General features: G+C 67.3%; 13 protein-coding genes. 1 reads left to right on the top strand and 12 read right to left on the bottom strand.

Features of this window, described 5'->3' with window-relative positions; genetic code table 11:
* Positions 1-56 precede the first annotated feature (56 nt).
* The 8 genes from CFB89_RS24115 to CFB89_RS24150 all read right to left on the bottom strand — a co-directional run bounded on the left by CFB89_RS24115 (position 57) and on the right by CFB89_RS24150 (position 10,069).
* Positions 57-1,247, bottom strand: a complete 1,191-nt coding sequence (locus CFB89_RS24115; protein WP_089470059.1) for a porin — start codon at positions 1,245-1,247, stop codon at positions 57-59.
* 146 nt (positions 1,248-1,393) lie between these two features.
* Positions 1,394-2,797, bottom strand: coding sequence for an MFS transporter (locus CFB89_RS24120; RefSeq protein WP_089470060.1), 1,404 nt, complete (start codon positions 2,795-2,797; stop codon positions 1,394-1,396).
* 160 nt (positions 2,798-2,957) lie between these two features.
* The gene (locus tag CFB89_RS24125) at positions 2,958-4,259 is read right to left on the bottom strand and encodes an FAD-dependent oxidoreductase (RefSeq protein ID WP_089470061.1); all 1,302 of its coding nucleotides are present in this window, start codon (positions 4,257-4,259) and stop codon (positions 2,958-2,960) included.
* Positions 4,260-4,323: 64 nt separating this feature from the next.
* Positions 4,324-4,779: an aconitase X swivel domain-containing protein gene (locus CFB89_RS24130; protein WP_089470062.1), complete on the bottom strand. Its 456-nt coding sequence runs from the start codon at positions 4,777-4,779 to the stop codon at positions 4,324-4,326.
* A complete protein-coding gene (locus CFB89_RS24135; protein ID WP_089470063.1) occupies positions 4,776-6,062 on the bottom strand; it encodes an aconitase X catalytic domain-containing protein in 1,287 nt (428 codons plus the stop codon). Before CFB89_RS24135 ends, CFB89_RS24130 begins: the two co-directional genes overlap by 4 nt.
* Positions 6,063-6,980: a TauD/TfdA family dioxygenase gene (locus CFB89_RS24140; protein WP_089470064.1), complete on the bottom strand. Its 918-nt coding sequence runs from the start codon at positions 6,978-6,980 to the stop codon at positions 6,063-6,065.
* The gene (locus tag CFB89_RS24145; RefSeq protein ID WP_089470065.1) at positions 6,970-8,352 is read right to left on the bottom strand and encodes an MFS transporter; all 1,383 of its coding nucleotides are present in this window, start codon (positions 8,350-8,352) and stop codon (positions 6,970-6,972) included. Before CFB89_RS24145 ends, CFB89_RS24140 begins: the two co-directional genes overlap by 11 nt.
* A gap of 1 nt (position 8,353) precedes the next feature.
* The gene (locus CFB89_RS24150; RefSeq protein ID WP_089470066.1) at positions 8,354-10,069 is read right to left on the bottom strand and encodes a dihydroxy-acid dehydratase; all 1,716 of its coding nucleotides are present in this window, start codon (positions 10,067-10,069) and stop codon (positions 8,354-8,356) included.
* Between CFB89_RS24150 and CFB89_RS24155 the strand changes: the two genes are divergently transcribed.
* Entirely contained in the window at positions 10,053-11,117 is a 1,065-nt protein-coding gene (locus tag CFB89_RS24155; RefSeq protein ID WP_256979752.1) for a LysR family transcriptional regulator, read from the top strand. The two genes, CFB89_RS24150 and CFB89_RS24155, sit on opposite strands and share 17 nt — an antisense overlap.
* A gap of 215 nt (positions 11,118-11,332) precedes the next feature.
* Here CFB89_RS24155 and CFB89_RS24160 read toward each other — a convergent pair whose 3' ends face one another.
* From CFB89_RS24160 to CFB89_RS24175, 4 genes are all read right to left on the bottom strand, one after another.
* Positions 11,333-12,427 (bottom strand): TrkA family potassium uptake protein, encoded by a 1,095-nt coding sequence (locus tag CFB89_RS24160; protein ID WP_089470068.1) that lies wholly within the window; start codon positions 12,425-12,427, stop codon positions 11,333-11,335.
* A gap of 60 nt (positions 12,428-12,487) precedes the next feature.
* Complete coding sequence (locus CFB89_RS24165; protein ID WP_089470069.1) at positions 12,488-13,822, bottom strand: FAD-binding oxidoreductase; 1,335 nt, start codon at positions 13,820-13,822, stop codon at positions 12,488-12,490.
* Between the two features lie 84 nt (positions 13,823-13,906).
* Positions 13,907-14,179, bottom strand: coding sequence for a hypothetical protein (locus CFB89_RS35050; RefSeq protein ID WP_089470070.1), 273 nt, complete (start codon positions 14,177-14,179; stop codon positions 13,907-13,909).
* 552 nt (positions 14,180-14,731) lie between these two features.
* Complete coding sequence (locus CFB89_RS24175) at positions 14,732-14,941, bottom strand: hypothetical protein (protein ID WP_089470071.1); 210 nt, start codon at positions 14,939-14,941, stop codon at positions 14,732-14,734.
* Between the last annotated feature and the right edge of the window lie 466 nt (positions 14,942-15,407).

Genomic DNA, 15,407 nt, shown 5'->3' on the forward strand with positions numbered 1-15,407 from the left:
TGACGATGCTGTCCCGTTCGGCAACGCGCGCGGGCCCGCTGCGCGCCGTTCGTACGCTAGAAGCGATGTCGCAGCCCCGCCAGCACCGCGATCTGACTGCTGCGCCCCGCCCCCGCCGGGCCGAAGAAGTTGATCGCGACGGTGCTCGCATCGCCGGCCCGCCGCTGATAGACCATCGACATGTGCAGATCCGTGCGCTTCGACAGCAGATAGGTGACGCCCGCATCCACCTGATGCCATCTCGGCCGGTCGCCGGTCGCGAACGACGTCGCGCCGCTGCCGGCGTACCCGTGGCCATCCGTGAAGATGTAGCCGACGCCGCCGATCAGCGCCGGTGTGAAGTGGTAGCGCCCGTTGATCTCGTAGTTGTCGACGCGCAGGCTGTGGCCGCCGCGATAGTCGAGCCGCGTGTCGGTGACGACCACGTTCACCGCTGCCGCGCCGAACGAGTAGCCGCCGCCCAGTGCCGAGATGCGCTGACGCTCGACGAAACCCGCGTTATAGAAGATGCTGGTCGAGCCGCTGTACTCGTCGCCGATCGCGCCGTTCGGATTATTGCCCGACGCCGCGATCCCCGCCGACGGATTGTTCAGTTGCAGGTAGCTCGCGACCACGTGCATCGGCCCGCGCACGTAGTCGAGCCCGAAGCCGTACGCGCGGTTGTTGGCGAAACCCTGGCCGACGCCGCCGCCCTGGTTGCTGAATGCATAGAGCGCGCCGAGTTTCAATCCCGCGAGCGGACTCACCTCGTATTTGACGCTGTTGTTCAGGCGAAACGTCTGGAAGCTGTCGTCCACGTCCCCGATGTGCGCACCGTAGATGCTGCCGAACTGAAGCCACGCCATCAGCGGTGCGACGTAGTCGAACGTGTAGTCGTACTGGCGGCCGAGCGTCAGCTTGCCATACTGCGTGCTCGACAGGCCGACGTACGCCTGCCGCCCGAACAGCCGGCCGCCCTGCGACGACGTGCCGTTCAATCCGCTGAAACCCGCTTCGAGCCGGAACACCGCCGAGAGGCCGCCGCCGAGTTCCTCGCGTCCGAGGAGGCCGACGCGATCGCCGCTGCCCCACCCGGTCGCCATCGACCAGCGCGACGCGCCCTGCGCCCTGATCGACGATGCAACCGTATTCGTCCACGCGATCCCCGTATCGACGATGCCATACAGCGTGACCGAGCTTTGCGCGCGGACCGTGAGCGGCGCCGCGAGGACGCAAGCCACCGCAGCAGTGCAGACTGCCGTTTTCATTGTGCTTCTCCGGTTTCGATGCAATGAGGGGATGCGGATCAACGGCGGCGGAAACGAGCGTCGGGGCGCGAATGCGCCGCATGCATCGCTCTAGCGATCACGCTCGACCACGCGCCGCGCCCAGCCGGCGGGCCCGGCTGCCGTTCCTAGCGCTCCGCCGCGGGCAGCGGCGGCTCGGCGCCGGCGGGATCGCACTCCGCGAGCCCGTCGGCGTGCGTGTCGCCGGGCCGGTACATGCGACCGAGCACGAACATCAGCGCCGCGACGGCAACGACCGGCAGCGCCGCGAACTGGAACAGCTCGCGCACCGGCAGATGTCCGGCGAGCAGCATCCCGCCGATCATCGGGCCCGAGATCGAGCCGATCTTCGCCACGCCGATCGCGGTGCCGGTGCCTTTCGAGCGGAAGCTGGTGGGATAGACGATCGATGCGACGGCATTGAGACCAGCCTGCGTGCCGGCGACGCAAAAACCGACGCCGAACACGGCAGCCGTCAGCCAGGCCGTCTGGAGGTTCATGCCGAGCGCCGCGACGAGCGGAAAGCCGACGAGCGGCAGACAGGTGACGAGCCGCACGCCATGACGATCGATGAAGCGCATCAGCACGAGGCCGCCGAGCGTGCCGCCGACCGAGAACAGCGTCGTCATCAGCGCGGCGCGATGCGCGGCCACGCCGGTCGCCTCGATCAGCACCGGCAGCCAGTTTTGCAGGAAGAACAGCGCCATCGAATTCGCGATGTACGCGAGCCACAGAGCGGTCGTCACGTAGCGCAAACGGCCGGCGAACAGCATGCGCGGCGAGAACTTCGCGACCCGGGGCTCGTCGGTCACGACGAAGCGCGCATCCGGCGGGAACGGGAGTTCGGGCCGCACGCGCGCGGCGGTCGCCGCGATACCGTCGCGGGGCCAACCCTTGAGCACCTGATAGCGCAGGGACTCCGGCATCACGAACGACAGCGCGGCGGCCACCACGAGCGGCGCGAGCCCGCCGACCACGAATACCGCGGGCCAGCCGAAGTGCGGCACGAGCCATACGGCGACGCCGCCGCCGAAGCCCGCCCCGAGCGTATAGCCGGTAAACATCAGCGTGACCCAGGTGGCTCGCAGCCGCTTCGGTGCGAATTCAGACACGAGCACGAACGCGTTCGGCACCGCGCCGCCGATGCCGATACCCGCGGCGAAGCGCAGCCACAGCAGGTGGTCGACCGTCGACGCCCAGGCGGTCGCGAGCGTGACGAGCCCGTACCAGCACGCACCGGACAGGATCGCGCGCTTGCGGCCGATCCGGTCGCCGATATAGCCGAACAGGATCGAGCCGATCATGATGCCGAAGATGTTCGCGCCGAACACCGGGCCGAGCACGCTGCGCTCGATGTGCCATGCGCGAATCAGCGAAGGCGCGGCGAACGCCAGCGCACTGAGCTCGTAGCCGTCGGTCAGCATCACGAGCCATGTCGACGCGATCAGCAGGATCGCGAAGCGGCCGATCCTCTGTTCGTCGATCAGGCGCGACACGTCCACCGTGCGCGCATCGGGCAAGGGTTGAATCATCGTCTCCTCCTCAGGTGCCGCGTGAGCCCCGGCAGATCCCGGCGCGTCGCGCGTTCCGTCATGTCTCTGGCCGGCGCGGCAGTGGGTGCTGTTCGCGAGCGTGCTTGCGGCGCGCCCGATGCACCTCTTTGGTCTTGCCGTGCCGCCGGCGGGTGTTGCGTCAGTCCTGCAGATGCGGTGGATCGATTCGATCGACGTTGTCGGCGAGCCGCTCGCGCAGCAGGCCGCGATCGATGTCGTGGACGCTGCCGCCATCCGCGAGATCGAACGCGTGCGCCGCAGCCGCGCCCATCGCGATGCACGGCCCCATCACCCGCACGCTCGACAGCGCGGTCGCGTCCGCGTCGATGCAGCGGCCGACCGCGATCAGGTTGTCCGCGTCCTTCACGACGAGGCTGCCGAACGGCACGGTATGCAGATGGTCGTCGCCGAACGGCTTCCATTCATAGCCGTCGTCGCGATCGTGCAATTCGATCGGCCACGACGTGCGGGCGACCGCGTCCGGAAACTTCCTGGCGGCGATCACGTCTTCCGAGCGCAACTGCTGGGCCCCGACGATCCAGCGCGTCTGCCGGATGCCGGGCAGCCCGTAGCTGCGGATGTGCGCGTTGCGATAAATGTGCGGATACTCGGCGCGCAGGAACTCGAACGCGCGGTCCGCCTGTTCGCGGCCGGCGAGCGCGGTGCGCGACGCCGCCATCGGTTCGAGCGGCGTCTCGATGTGCGTCATGTTGGCAATGCCGATGTTGCGGCCGCGGAAATAGAACACGAGGCCGTCCTTGCGCTCCAGCCCATACGCGTGCGCCTTTTCCTCGACGCGCTCGCGAAACGCGGGCGGCGTCGGCAGGTCGGTCTCGTCGAGGTTCTCGAGCACGATCATCTGCGTGCCGCGAATCGGCGTTTCGGGCTCCTGGCAGTCGAACCCGGCCAGCCACGTGAGCGCGGCATCGCCGCTCGCGTCGACGAAGCCGTCGGCCGCGACGCGCACGTCGCCGTAGCGCGTCGCGACGTCGAGCTCGCGCACGCGCCGTCCTTCGCGCACCACGTCGCGCAACACGGCCCCGAGCACGACGGTGATGCCTGCGTCGAGAATCTTCTGCTCGATCCAGCGCGCGAGCGCGACTTCGTCGTACAGCACGACGGTCGTCAGCGGCCCTTCCTTGTAGTGCAGCGCGCCTTTCTCGCCGAGATCGCGCAGGATGCCGTCCGCGATCCCGTGCGTCACCTGGAAGCGCTTCGGCCCGTTCGAGAACAGCCCGCAGAACGTGCCGATGATCGAGTTGACGGCCTGGCCGCCGAGCGCGGGCAGGCTGTCCACCAGCACGACCTTGCGGCCCAGCGCGGCCGCTTCGAGCGCAGCCGAGGTGCCGGCGATGCCCGCGCCGACGATGCACACGTCGGCGTCGAGTGTCCAGCCCGTCGGCCGGCCGTCGCGGCGGACGATACGAGTACCAGTCTTCAAAACATGTTCTCCTTGAAACCTTGAAAAGCCATGGCGGCGGCGCGGCCGAGGCCGCGCGCCGGAATCAGGTGCGGCTGCGCTTGAGCACTTCGACGACGCCGCGCTCGGCATCGACGCGAACCCAGTCGCCCGTTTCGATCACGTCGAGCGGATCGACGTCGAAACCGGTCAGCGACGGCGCGTGGCTCACCACCGCGCCGAGCGCGATCTTGGTCGTCATTTCGTTGAACAGCATCGCGGCCGGCGCGGTGCCGGCGATCCGCGCGATATGGAACTGGCTGGACCATCCCGACGAACCCTTCGCACCGGGAAACACCAGCACCTTGTTCGCGAAGCTCTGGCCGCGCAGTTCGTGACGCGTCTCGATGATCGTGCCGGTGCGCGGATCGATGCCGCCCCAGCCGGAGATGCGATCGCGCGTGACGAGCGCCTCGCCCTCGACACAGCCGCCGACCACCTTGCGCCCGCGCAGCACGATCGGCGTGCCGGCGTTGCCCGTCATGTCGCGATTCGTGCTCATGCGGCCAGCCCTCCGCGCCAGCGGCCGCTCACCGCCGCCTCGATACAGTCGGCCGTGGTGCCGAACCACGCCTGCACGCCCATGATCGCCGGCAGGTAGTGCGCCTGCTTCGCCGAGTCGAGCGCGACGACGCGCGTACCCTTGGGCATCACGCGGCCGATCGCCGAGCACGTGTCGGTCATCAGCACGCCGCCCGCGTCCTCGATCAGCTTCGTATAGCCGGCCTGGTCCGCGAGCTGGCGGGTCGCGCGCGCGGTGAAGATCCACAGTTCGGTATTCGCGCCGATCCGGCGGCCTTCGAGCAACTGGCAGACCTCCCAGATCTGTTCGATCGAATAGTGCGGACAGCCGAGCATCACGAAGTCGACCTGGGCATCTTTCGCGGTGGTGTTGACGCGCTCGTACGCGATGCGCCGCTCGGCCGCGCCGTAGCGGATCGTCTCGAGCGGCTTGCGGCCGCGAAACGCTTCGTCGCGCGTGCGCGCTTCCGGCGTCTGGCCGACGACGTGGTACATCTCGACGCCGCCCGACGAAGCCGCGGCCGCGCCGAAGTGCTTGAGCTTCGGCAGGTTCGGCACGTCGCGCAGCCCGTCGATCACCGGAATGCGGTCCTGCACGACTTCGCCGACGTAGTAGCCGAGCAGCCCCCAGTCCTGCACCGTCTTGACCTCGACGTCGAGTTCGATCAGATGCGTGCCGCCGCGGTTTTCATCGAGGTGCAGGCCCCAGTACGGAATCTTGCCGGTCAGCATCGCGGCGCCGGTGCTCTCGCGCCCTTCGGCATTGGTGCGCGCGCCGAGCACCGCGTTGATGTAGATGACCGCCGACGACTCCATCCACGCGCAATGCTCGCCGCGCACCGGCACGTTGCCGATCAGGTACGGCGCACAGGTATTGAGCGGCTGAATGCCGAGCCGTCCCGTGAACGCCTCGCCCTGGCGGTACAGCTTCACGATCTCGCCGTCGACGCCCTGGCGCTGCGCATGCTGCGGGTCGAGCCCCTGCTGCAGATGGCTGCTGAAGACCTTCGCCTTCGGCACCTCGACCACCTCGGGGCTGTCGAGATTGAATTCGGAAAACACCGCGTCGAGGCCGCCGTGCTTCGCCGCGTAATCGCGCAGGAACGGCATCGTCGCGCCGACCGTGCCGCACACGTTGTTCGTATCCACCAGGCGGGACGCGCCGAGCGCTTCGCCGTAGCGCACCAGCAGATCCATCGCGCGCTGCACGGCCGCACCGTCGCGGCCGTCGAGCATTGCCCGTTCGTCGTCGTTCAACTGCATTTAGCGTGCTCCCAGTGCAGGTTGGAGTGGCTCGGCCGGCGCCGCCGCGTGCCGGTCGACGTCGACCGTCGTCGCACGCCGCAGCTCGCGGCGTACCGACAGATCGTGACGACGGCCACGGTGCAGCGTGCAGCGGTTGTCCCAGATCACGAGGTCGCCGGGCAGCCAGCGATGCGAATACACGAAGCGACGCGCGGTCGCATGCTCGAGCAGCTCCATCAGTTGCACGCGGCCTTCGGCCAGCGTGCGGCCGACGACATGCGTCGCGTGCGCGCCGATGAACAGATGCCGGCGCCCCGACCCGGCGTGCTCGCGCACGAGCGGCCAGCGCACCGGTGGCAGCGCGTTGCGCTGCTCGTCGCTGTAGTCGGTGTCGCCGAGCAGGAAGCGCGAGTGCAGCGCGTAGTGCTCCGCTTCGAGCCCTTCGAGTTCGCGCCGATCGCGAGGATCGAGCGCATCCCACGCGGCCCGCATGTCCGCGAACTCGGTCTCGCCGCCCCACTCCGGCACGATCACCGCATGCAGCATCGAATAGCGCGCCGCCGGCTGCTGGAACGAACTGTCGCTGTGCCACAGCCGGTTCGCGAGATTGCCGACGATGCGCCGGTGCGCGCGGTCCGCGATCTGTCCGGACTCGTCCACGTTCGAGATGTCCGCGAGTTCCTGGAAGGCGAGCCGCGCATGCGGACGCGCCACGCGCTTGAAACCGAGATCGAGCGGCCCGAGCGCGCGCGCGAACGCGAGCTGCTGGTCCTGCGTGAGCGGCTGGCCGCGGAACACCAGCACCGCGTAGCGGTTCATCGCGGCGTCGATCGCGCACGCGAGCGGTTCGGAAACGGGCGCCGTCAGATCGATGCCGCTGGCAAGGCCGACGAAATCCGGGCGCGCGGCGTCAATGGGAACGACTTCAAGCGACATGGGCGGCTCCTGTTTGAGCGTTGTCCGGCGCGGCATCGTCGCCGCGGCGATGCAGGCGGCCGAGCGCGAACGCGAGCAGCGCGACGAAGGCGACCGGTACCGCGCCGAGAAAGAACATCCGTTCGACCGGCAGATGCGCGGCCATCAGCATCCCGCCGATCACCGGCCCGGCGATCGCGCCGATCTTCTGGATACCGACCGCCGCCCCCGTGCCTTTCGCGCGCAGCGCGGTTGGATAGACGAGTGCCGCGACCGCGTTCAGGCCGAACTGCGTGCCGACCACCGTGAAGCCGGTCAGGAACACCGCCGCGACCAGCATCGGCGCGGGCAGTCCAGTGCCGAGCAGCGCGACGAGGGGCGTGCCGACGAGCGGCAGCACGGTGATGATGATGGCGCCGCGCGTGTCGACGAAGCGCATCAGCGCGAGCCCGCCCAGCGTGCCGCCGACCTGGAACATCGTCGAGACGAGCGCCGCGTCGCGCGGTGCGAGACCGACGCTTTCGATCAGCGCCGGCAGCCAGCTGCTGAGAAAGAACAGCGCCATCGAGTTCGCGATGTAGACGGCCCACAGCACCGGCGTCAGCGCGCGCAGCCGGCCCGCGAACAGCAGCCGCAGCGAGCCGTCGCGGCGGCGCTCGTGTGCGAGGTTCTGCGAAGCGCTGCCGATAACGAAGCGGGTATGCGGCGCGACAACGACGCCCGGCGCGATCCGCGCGACGATTCGTGCGACTTCGGCGTGACGGCCCTTGAGCGTCAGGAAGCGGATCGACTCCGGCACCGCAAACCACAACATCGCGCTCGACACGAGCGGCGCGATGCCGCCGATCACGAACACCACCTGCCAGCCGAACTTCGGCACAAGCCACGCCGACACGAGGCCGCCCGCGCTGCTGCCGATCGTATAGCCCGAGTACATCAGCGTGACCCACGTCGCGCGCCAGCGTTTCGGCGCGAACTCCGTCGTGTAGGCGATCGCGTTCGGCACCACGCCGCCGATGCCGATGCCCGCCAGAAAGCGCAGTACCAGCAGCTGTTCGAGGCCGGTTGCGCGCGACGCGGCGAACGTGAAGCCCGCGAGCACGACGCTGCCGATCACGATCATGCGTTTGCGGCCGATCACGTCGCCCAGATAGCCGAGCACGAACGCGCCGATCATCGTGCCGAACACGAATGCGCCGAACACCGGGCCGAGCACGCCGTGTTCGAGGTGCCACGCGCGGCTGAGCGCCGGGGCCGCGAACGCCATCGCGGCGAGGTCGTAGCCCTCGGTCATCATCATCACGCCCATCGCGACGATCAGCAGCACACCGAAGCGGGTGGTCTGCCGCCGCTCGATCACGGTGCCGATGTCGATTGCGGTTTCGTCGCCCATCTCAACGCTCCCGCGCCGGCCGCTCGGCGCCGAGCACCGCGCCTTGCGGCATCGTGCCGACCGTCGCGCGGTAGATTTTCAGCCAGCCGGTATCGTTGACCGGCGCCGGACGCTGCCACGCGGCGCGGCGGCGCACCAGCTCGGCTTCGTCGACCTTCAGATCGCAGACGCGCCGGTCCAGATCGATTTCGATCGTATCGCCGTCCTCGACGAACGCGAGCGGGCCGCCGGTCGCGGCTTCCGGCGAGACTTCCGCGACCACCAGCCCCTTGCAGACGAGCCCCGACAGATGCCCGTCGGTGAGCATCGCGACCTGCTCGGACAAGCCCGCACCGTCGATCGCGAACACCACGCGCGACGCCCCACCGCCCATCGCGGGGCCGCCGCACACGCCCGCGCCGCGCATCACGACGACCTTGCCCGGTTGTACGCGGCCGTCCTTGATCGCGGCGATCGCCTCGTCGGAGGTCGAGAAGCAGATCGCATCGCCGCTGAACGCACGCTGCTTGGTCGGCGAGATGCCGAATTTGACGATGCCGGCCTGCGGGGCGAGGTTGCCGCGCACCAGCACGATGGCCGGATGGTTCGCGAACGCGCGCTGCGGCGGGCGAATCACGTCGTCGTCGGCGACGCTCGCATCGGCCAGGTTGTCCTTCACCGTGCGCCCGGTCACCGTCAGCGCACCGGTGTCGAGCCAGGCTTCGAGCCGCTTCATCACGCCGCGGCCGCCGCCCGCCGCCTCCAGTTGCTCGATCGTGTGCGAACCGACCGGACGCACGCCGGTCAGCACCGGGATCTGCGCGGCGAATGCTTCGAACAGCGCGTACACGTCGACGTCGAGCCGGCCTTCGGCCGCGATCGCCTGCAAGTGCTTGACCGTATTGATCGAGCCGCCGACCGCGAGCACCGTCTTCACCGCATTCTCGAACGCGCCGCGCGTGAGGATGTCGCGCGGCTTCAGGTCGTCGCGCACCATCTCGACGATGCGCGCGCCGGCTTCGCGCACGAACGCGAACATCCTGTCGCTGTTGGCGGCGACCGGCGTGCTGCCGGGCAACGACATGCCGAGCGCCTCGCTGACCATGTGCATCGAGTTCGCGGTGCCGAGACCCGAGCACACACCCGGGCCGCGAATCGCGTTCTGGCTCATGCCGATCAGGTCCTCGACGGGCAGTGTGCCGGTCAGTGCATGCATCGCGCCGACGAACACGTCTTCGATGTCCACGTGCTCGCCGCGATATTCGCCGCTCGGCTGATAACCGCACGCGACGACGATGCTCGGGATATTCAGTCGCGCGGCGGCCATCAGCTGGCCCGGCACGGTCTTGTCGCACGACGCGAGGCACACCATGCCGTCGAGCTGCGCGCCCTCGACGGCCACTTCGATGTCGTTCGTGACGAGGTCGCGCGCGGCCAGCATGTAGGCGCCGCGCGCGCCTGCTCCGGTGATGAAGTCGCTCGGCGCCGCGGTGCGGATCTCGAACGGCAGCGCGCCCGCGGCGCGGATCGCTTGTTTCAGTTGCGCGGCGATGCCGTCGAGATGGCTGAAGCAGGTGGCGAGTTCGGACGAGGAATTGACGATGGCGATCTTCGGCTTGTCGAGGTCTTCCTCGCGGATGCCGAGATTGCGCCACTGAGCGGCGCGCACCGCGCCGAGGTACGAACCGCGCGGAAAATTGCTGCGCAACGGGCGTTGCGGCTTGCGTCCATCGGACATGGTGTCTCACTCCTTTGTTGTGGAAACGATGGTAGGAAGCCCGATAAAATCCGTCAATTATGTGAAATCGATAGGTATCATCCAAACCATGGATATTCGTCAGGTCGATCTGAATCTGTTGAAAGTGTTCGATGCGCTGCTGAAAAAGCGCCATGTGACGCAGGCAGGCGTCAGCATCGGGCTCAGCCAGCCGGCGATGAGCTACGCATTGTCGAAACTGCGCGAACTGTTCGAGGACCCGCTGTTCGTGCGCACGGGCCGCGGCATGGAGCCGACCCCGCGCGCGCAGGCCCTCGGCGAGCCGGTAGCGCGGCTACTGGATCTCGTGCAGACCGAAATCCTGCCGATGCCCGAGTTCCGCCCGGCCGAGTCGTCGCGCAACTTCGTGCTGTGCATGTCGGACATCGGCGAAATGGTGTTCCTGCCCCGCCTGGAGAGCTTTCTCGACAAGGCCGCACCGCACGTGAACATCAAGACGGTCGCGCTCGGCATGCTGGAACTGGAGGAGGGGCTGGCAAGCGGCGACGTCGACCTCGCGATCGGCTACTTTCCGGGGTTGAACAGCGAATCGCTGAAGCGCAAGGCGCTGTACCGGCATTCGTACGTGTGTATCGCCCGCGAAGGTCATTCGGAAATCGGGGACACGCTGTCGCTCGATCAGTACCGTGCCGCCGCCCATGTGATGGTGCATCCCGAAGGCCGCGAGCAGGACGTGCTGGCACGCACGCACGAGCGTCTAGGGATTCGCGTCAACGTACGCTTCAGTACGCCGCGCTTTATCGGCGTGCCGTTCGTCGTCGCCGGGTCGGACATGATCGCGGCGGTGCCTCAGGCCGTCGGGCGGCGCTTCGCGGAGCTCGTGAACGTCAAGCTGCTGCCGCTGCCCTTCCCCGCGCCCACGTACGAGCTTTATCTGCACTGGCATCCGCGTTTTCATCACGAGCCGGCCAACCGCTGGATCCGCGACGCGATGAGCGAACTCGTCAAGGGGCCGATGCAGCACGAGCCGTTGCCGAATACAAAGCGGATGCGTTTGACGGGAGCCTAGGACATCAGATCGCAAGCACCCGTGGTGAAATATCCTTGGGAAGGATCGATCTGCTTCCGTAGACAAAAATAAAGTCGTCACCGTTTGCGAAGTGAAAGTGTCACTTCGCCGGTCGGCATCGACTGAGAAACGGAAAACTGTCGCAAACTCAGGGGCTTGAGTGTCGAGAAATAAAGTGTCGCCGATCCCGGTGTTGCGAAGACGGGCAACCGCCCTCAAACATCCGGATCCGGAATCCGTGCCGATTGAATCACCACCAGCGTATCGCCCGCCTCGATCCTGCATGGCGGGTCCTCGTAAAACGAGTAAATCTTCCCGCAACGATCGAGCCCGACCACGATCGCGCCGGGCACGACGTTCGTCAGGCAGCCCACCTCATGCGGCAACGCCTCGCGCTCGACCAGCGTCGCGCGCCCACGCGTCGACAGCATGTCGTTCACGAACGGCACGATGTAACGGCTATGAACCGCATCCGCCAGCAGCAGCGCGCCGATCTTCGTCGACGACACGATCACGTCCGCGCCGGCCTGCCGCAGTTGCCGCTGGTACAGGTTCTCCTGGATCCGCACGACGATCTTCGTATCGGGCGCGATGCTGCGCACCGACAGCGTCAGCAGGATCGCGGTCGGATCGTCGGTCACCGAAATGATCACGGCCTTCGCCGCGCGCACCTGCGCCTGCTGCAACAGATCCTCGTGCGCCGGATCGCCGAGCAATCCGGTCACGCCGAGCGACGTCGCGGCTTCGAGCGCCTGCTGCTGCGCATCGATCACGATGATCGTCGCGGGATCGGTGCCGCTTTCCAGCAACTCGCGCACCGCGATTGACCCCGACAGGCCATAACCACACACGACGATGTGATCGGACAGTTGCTTCTGCAGGCGTTTCATGCGGAATTCCTCGATGACGCGCTGGATCACGAACTGATACGCCGTGCCCAGGAAAATGAACCAGATACCGATGCGGATCGGCACGATGAAGAACGCATCGAGCAGGCGCGCCCGCGCCGTGACGGGCACGATATCGCCGTAGCCGACCGTCGCGACCGTGACCATCGTGAAGTACACGAGATCGGCGACCGTCATCGGCGTGCTCTTCGTCGAATCGCGCAGGCCGTCGCGATCGAGATACAGCACGAGGAACGCCAGCGCGCACAACAGCACGACCGCGCCGAGACGGAACAGCAGCGTGCGCCGCGGCGACGTCGCGGGACGCGTGAACAGCGTGCGCGCACGCGGTGCCTGCCACGGATTGCGGGCGCGACGCAGGCGCATGCGCAACGAGCGGCGTTGATCGGATGGCGTGGCCAACGGGGAATCTCCTGAGGGATGCGGGCTCGATTCTACGACGGGAACACGTGCGACCGGCCGTCACAGCATGCTGCGCGGCCGCACCATCGTCCCGTCGACGAAACGCCTCGCGCGAAACGCCGACAGGTCGAGCGACGGCGCGCCCGTGTCGATCCATTCCGCGAGCAGCCGGCCGACGATCGGCCCCATCGCGAAACCGTGCCCGCAGAACCCCGTCGCGATCGCGAGCCCCGACGGCGCGCCGGGCGCATCGATCACCGGGATGCCGTCCGGCAACACGTCGATCAGGCCGGCCCATGCCTCGACGATCTGCGCATCCTTCAGCGCGGGAAAGATCGCCTTGAGCTTCGCGAGCGCGCGCGGCGCATGCGCGCGATTCGGCTGCGGCTGCGGATCGCGTGGCTCGATCGGCCCGGTCGGGCCGTTGATGCGGGCGAGCACGTCGCGCCACGCGGACGCACCCAGTTGCAGCCGGAATTTGTCGCGCTGCGACCAGAATTGCGGCCAGAAGAGGCTCAATCCGCGCAAATGGCCGAGCGTCAGATCGACGTCGACCTGCATGTCGTCGGCGAGATTGATCGCGCCGTTCCTGCGCTGCCGGATGCCGAGGCCATGGCCCCATACCGTCGCCGCCGTCACCGGCGAGACCACGTTGGTGCGCATGCAGGTGCCGCGCACGGCCTGCTGCGGCAGCCGGATGCCGACGCCGTCGAGCAGGCGGAAACTGGTCGCGCCGGCCGCGCAGATCACACGCCGCGTGCGGATCGTCCCGCGTTCGGTTGCCACGCCGACGACCGCGCCGCCGGCCGTCTCGATCGCGGTCGCGCCGCAGCCTTCGAAGAAACGCGCGCCGGCCTCGATCGCGCGCGCCGCGAATGCGGCGGCCACGCGACGCGGCTCGGCCTGCCCGTCGGTCGCCGTATACAAGCCGCCGAGGGTACGCGCGTGCGTCGACAGCCCATTCACGCGTTCGTCGATCTGCGCGCGCGTCAGCGTGCGCGTGTCGAGCCCGTGCTCGCGCGCGACCATGAGCCACGCCTGGAACGATGCCCAGTCGTCTTCGTTGTCCGCCATGTAGAGACAGCCGCCCTGCCGCCATTCGAGATCGAAGCCGAGCGCGTGCTCCAGGCCTTCCCAGATCCGCATGCCGGCCATCATCAGCGGCACTTCGGCGGATTCGCGTCCCTGCTGTCGCACGAAGCCCCACGCGCGCGTCGATTGCTGGCCGGCGATGCGCGACTTGTCGAGCACGACGGCTTTGAGGCCGCGCAGGCCGAGGTAGTAAGCCGCCGCGCAGCCCATGATGCCGGCCCCGGCGATCACGACGTCGGCTTCGGGCGGAAACGCCGTATCGGGGTGGCTCAATGCGTCGTGCAGCGGATAGGTGGTGGTCATTGTTTTCTATCGAGTGTCAATGCATGGCCGGCAAAGCTTATCGCGGCAACGTCGTCGCATGAAGCGATAAATTGCGGGAAACCGTCATTCGGCCATCCCTTCGTGGCCGACCATCACATTGACGCCGATTGCGGTCGCGCGGCCCGCCGAAGCCACGGCGCCGGAGCCGCGTGTTGCATTGACGGTTGCCGTCGCTTGCGCGTCGATACCGGCCGCGATGCACTCGTCGACCGACGCCGGCGCTCCGGCACCCGAGGCCGTTGCGGAAATTCCGTTCGACGAGGCGAGGCCGCGGAGCGCAACGCGAACCGCCGCGTCGAAATGGACTCGACGTCCGACGCGATCGTCCTCTCGCAATCCAAGATTTTTTATTCGATAAGGACTGCAAATACAACGTCAAACCATGCCCGCTCCATGTCGAAGAACTGGCAATGTCATGTGCGGTCGGCCCCGGTCAACAAGCGATCGCGACAATCGCTTCCTGCTACCGGAACCGCGGCCGATCCGGCGTGACCGAGTATGTTCGGTCCGTGCTCGTGGACGCAGCGAGGGGTAATCGTCTGCACAAAGAGAACGAGCGGACGCGATCCGTCACGGGGAAGAAGCGCCCGACAACCCGCGGCCGGAGACCATCCCGGTCGTCGTCGGGCGCGGGCCCGGACACCCCTCCTCTCGAACGGAAACGTCGAACAACACGAATGGTGATCGAGATTGCCCGTCAGCGATCCGTGATCGTTGCGCGGGCGCGCAAGCGGGTCGGCGCCGCGCTCACCGAAGCAGCGGCAGATGGAATCATCAATCCACAAATTTCCGAACGCATTCGCAATATTCAGGCAGGAATTCCCGTCGCTCGGGGCGCCGCACCGGTCGACCGATGCCCGCATTGCACGGGCATGCGCACGCGCCGCGCTACGCATAGCGGCTCAGCCACTCTTCTGAGCCTTGTCTTGCGTACGCGACTGCTTCGGCTTCGGTCTCGAATTCACCCAGCTTGCGGAACGCAGCCTCCCGGCTGAAACCCACCTTCGTGACCTCGACCTGCGCGGCATATTTGCCGGACTCCGTCACGCGCGGCTCGCAGTTCATCTCGTATCCGCGCATCAAGAATTTCTTCTGCATCGGTTCAACACTTTTTTGAGACAGGAAAATCGTAGCACGCCGCTGCGCTGGCGCCGAAAATGTATCCGCGTTGGTTTCACTAGAGGAAACCGTCGATCGCCCATCTTGTGGAAGCTTCGGCCGGCCGTCGCGCGATATCCTCCAAAACTCGGGGCGAATACCTCGTTCCGGGCGGTACGCGCCCCGCGTTGGTGCATGGCGCGGCGATTACCCACCGCTTCGTATGGAATCGCATCCGGGCCGGTTGAAATCCGCCCCGACGGTGCCGAACGCGCCTTCCCGCCCACGCGCCGCGACAGGCCGGACGTAACTTCATGACACACCTTTCACACAAACGCACCTTTCACCACACTGAATGCCGACCATTTTGCGGTAAAGTTATCTTTTCCGTGCGTGGCCGGTCGGCTCGCCATTGGACGTCATGAAGACTGTCCGCCGAGACTGCCGCAAGGCGTCGTTCTGAACG

It is taken from the genome of Burkholderia sp. AU16741, from assembly GCF_002223345.1.
Lineage (GTDB): Bacteria > Pseudomonadota > Gammaproteobacteria > Burkholderiales > Burkholderiaceae > Burkholderia > Burkholderia sola.

What these genes read in the sequence shown, in the direction of transcription:
- CFB89_RS24145 (WP_089470065.1), bottom strand. Translation starts at nt 8,352, where the DNA reads ATGGGCGACGAAACCGCAATCGACATCGGCACCGTGATCGAGCGGCGG.
- CFB89_RS24175 (WP_089470071.1), bottom strand. Translation starts at nt 14,941, where the DNA reads ATGCAGAAGAAATTCTTGATGCGCGGATACGAGATGAACTGCGAGCCG.
- CFB89_RS24130 (WP_089470062.1), bottom strand. Translation starts at nt 4,779, where the DNA reads ATGAGCACGAATCGCGACATGACGGGCAACGCCGGCACGCCGATCGTG.
- CFB89_RS24115 (WP_089470059.1), bottom strand. Translation starts at nt 1,247, where the DNA reads ATGAAAACGGCAGTCTGCACTGCTGCGGTGGCTTGCGTCCTCGCGGCG.
- CFB89_RS24135 (WP_089470063.1), bottom strand. Translation starts at nt 6,062, where the DNA reads ATGCAGTTGAACGACGACGAACGGGCAATGCTCGACGGCCGCGACGGT.
- CFB89_RS24120 (WP_089470060.1), bottom strand. Translation starts at nt 2,797, where the DNA reads ATGATTCAACCCTTGCCCGATGCGCGCACGGTGGACGTGTCGCGCCTG.
- CFB89_RS24140 (WP_089470064.1), bottom strand. Translation starts at nt 6,980, where the DNA reads ATGTCGCTTGAAGTCGTTCCCATTGACGCCGCGCGCCCGGATTTCGTC.
- CFB89_RS24150 (WP_089470066.1), bottom strand. Translation starts at nt 10,069, where the DNA reads ATGTCCGATGGACGCAAGCCGCAACGCCCGTTGCGCAGCAATTTTCCG.
- CFB89_RS24165 (WP_089470069.1), bottom strand. Translation starts at nt 13,822, where the DNA reads ATGACCACCACCTATCCGCTGCACGACGCATTGAGCCACCCCGATACG.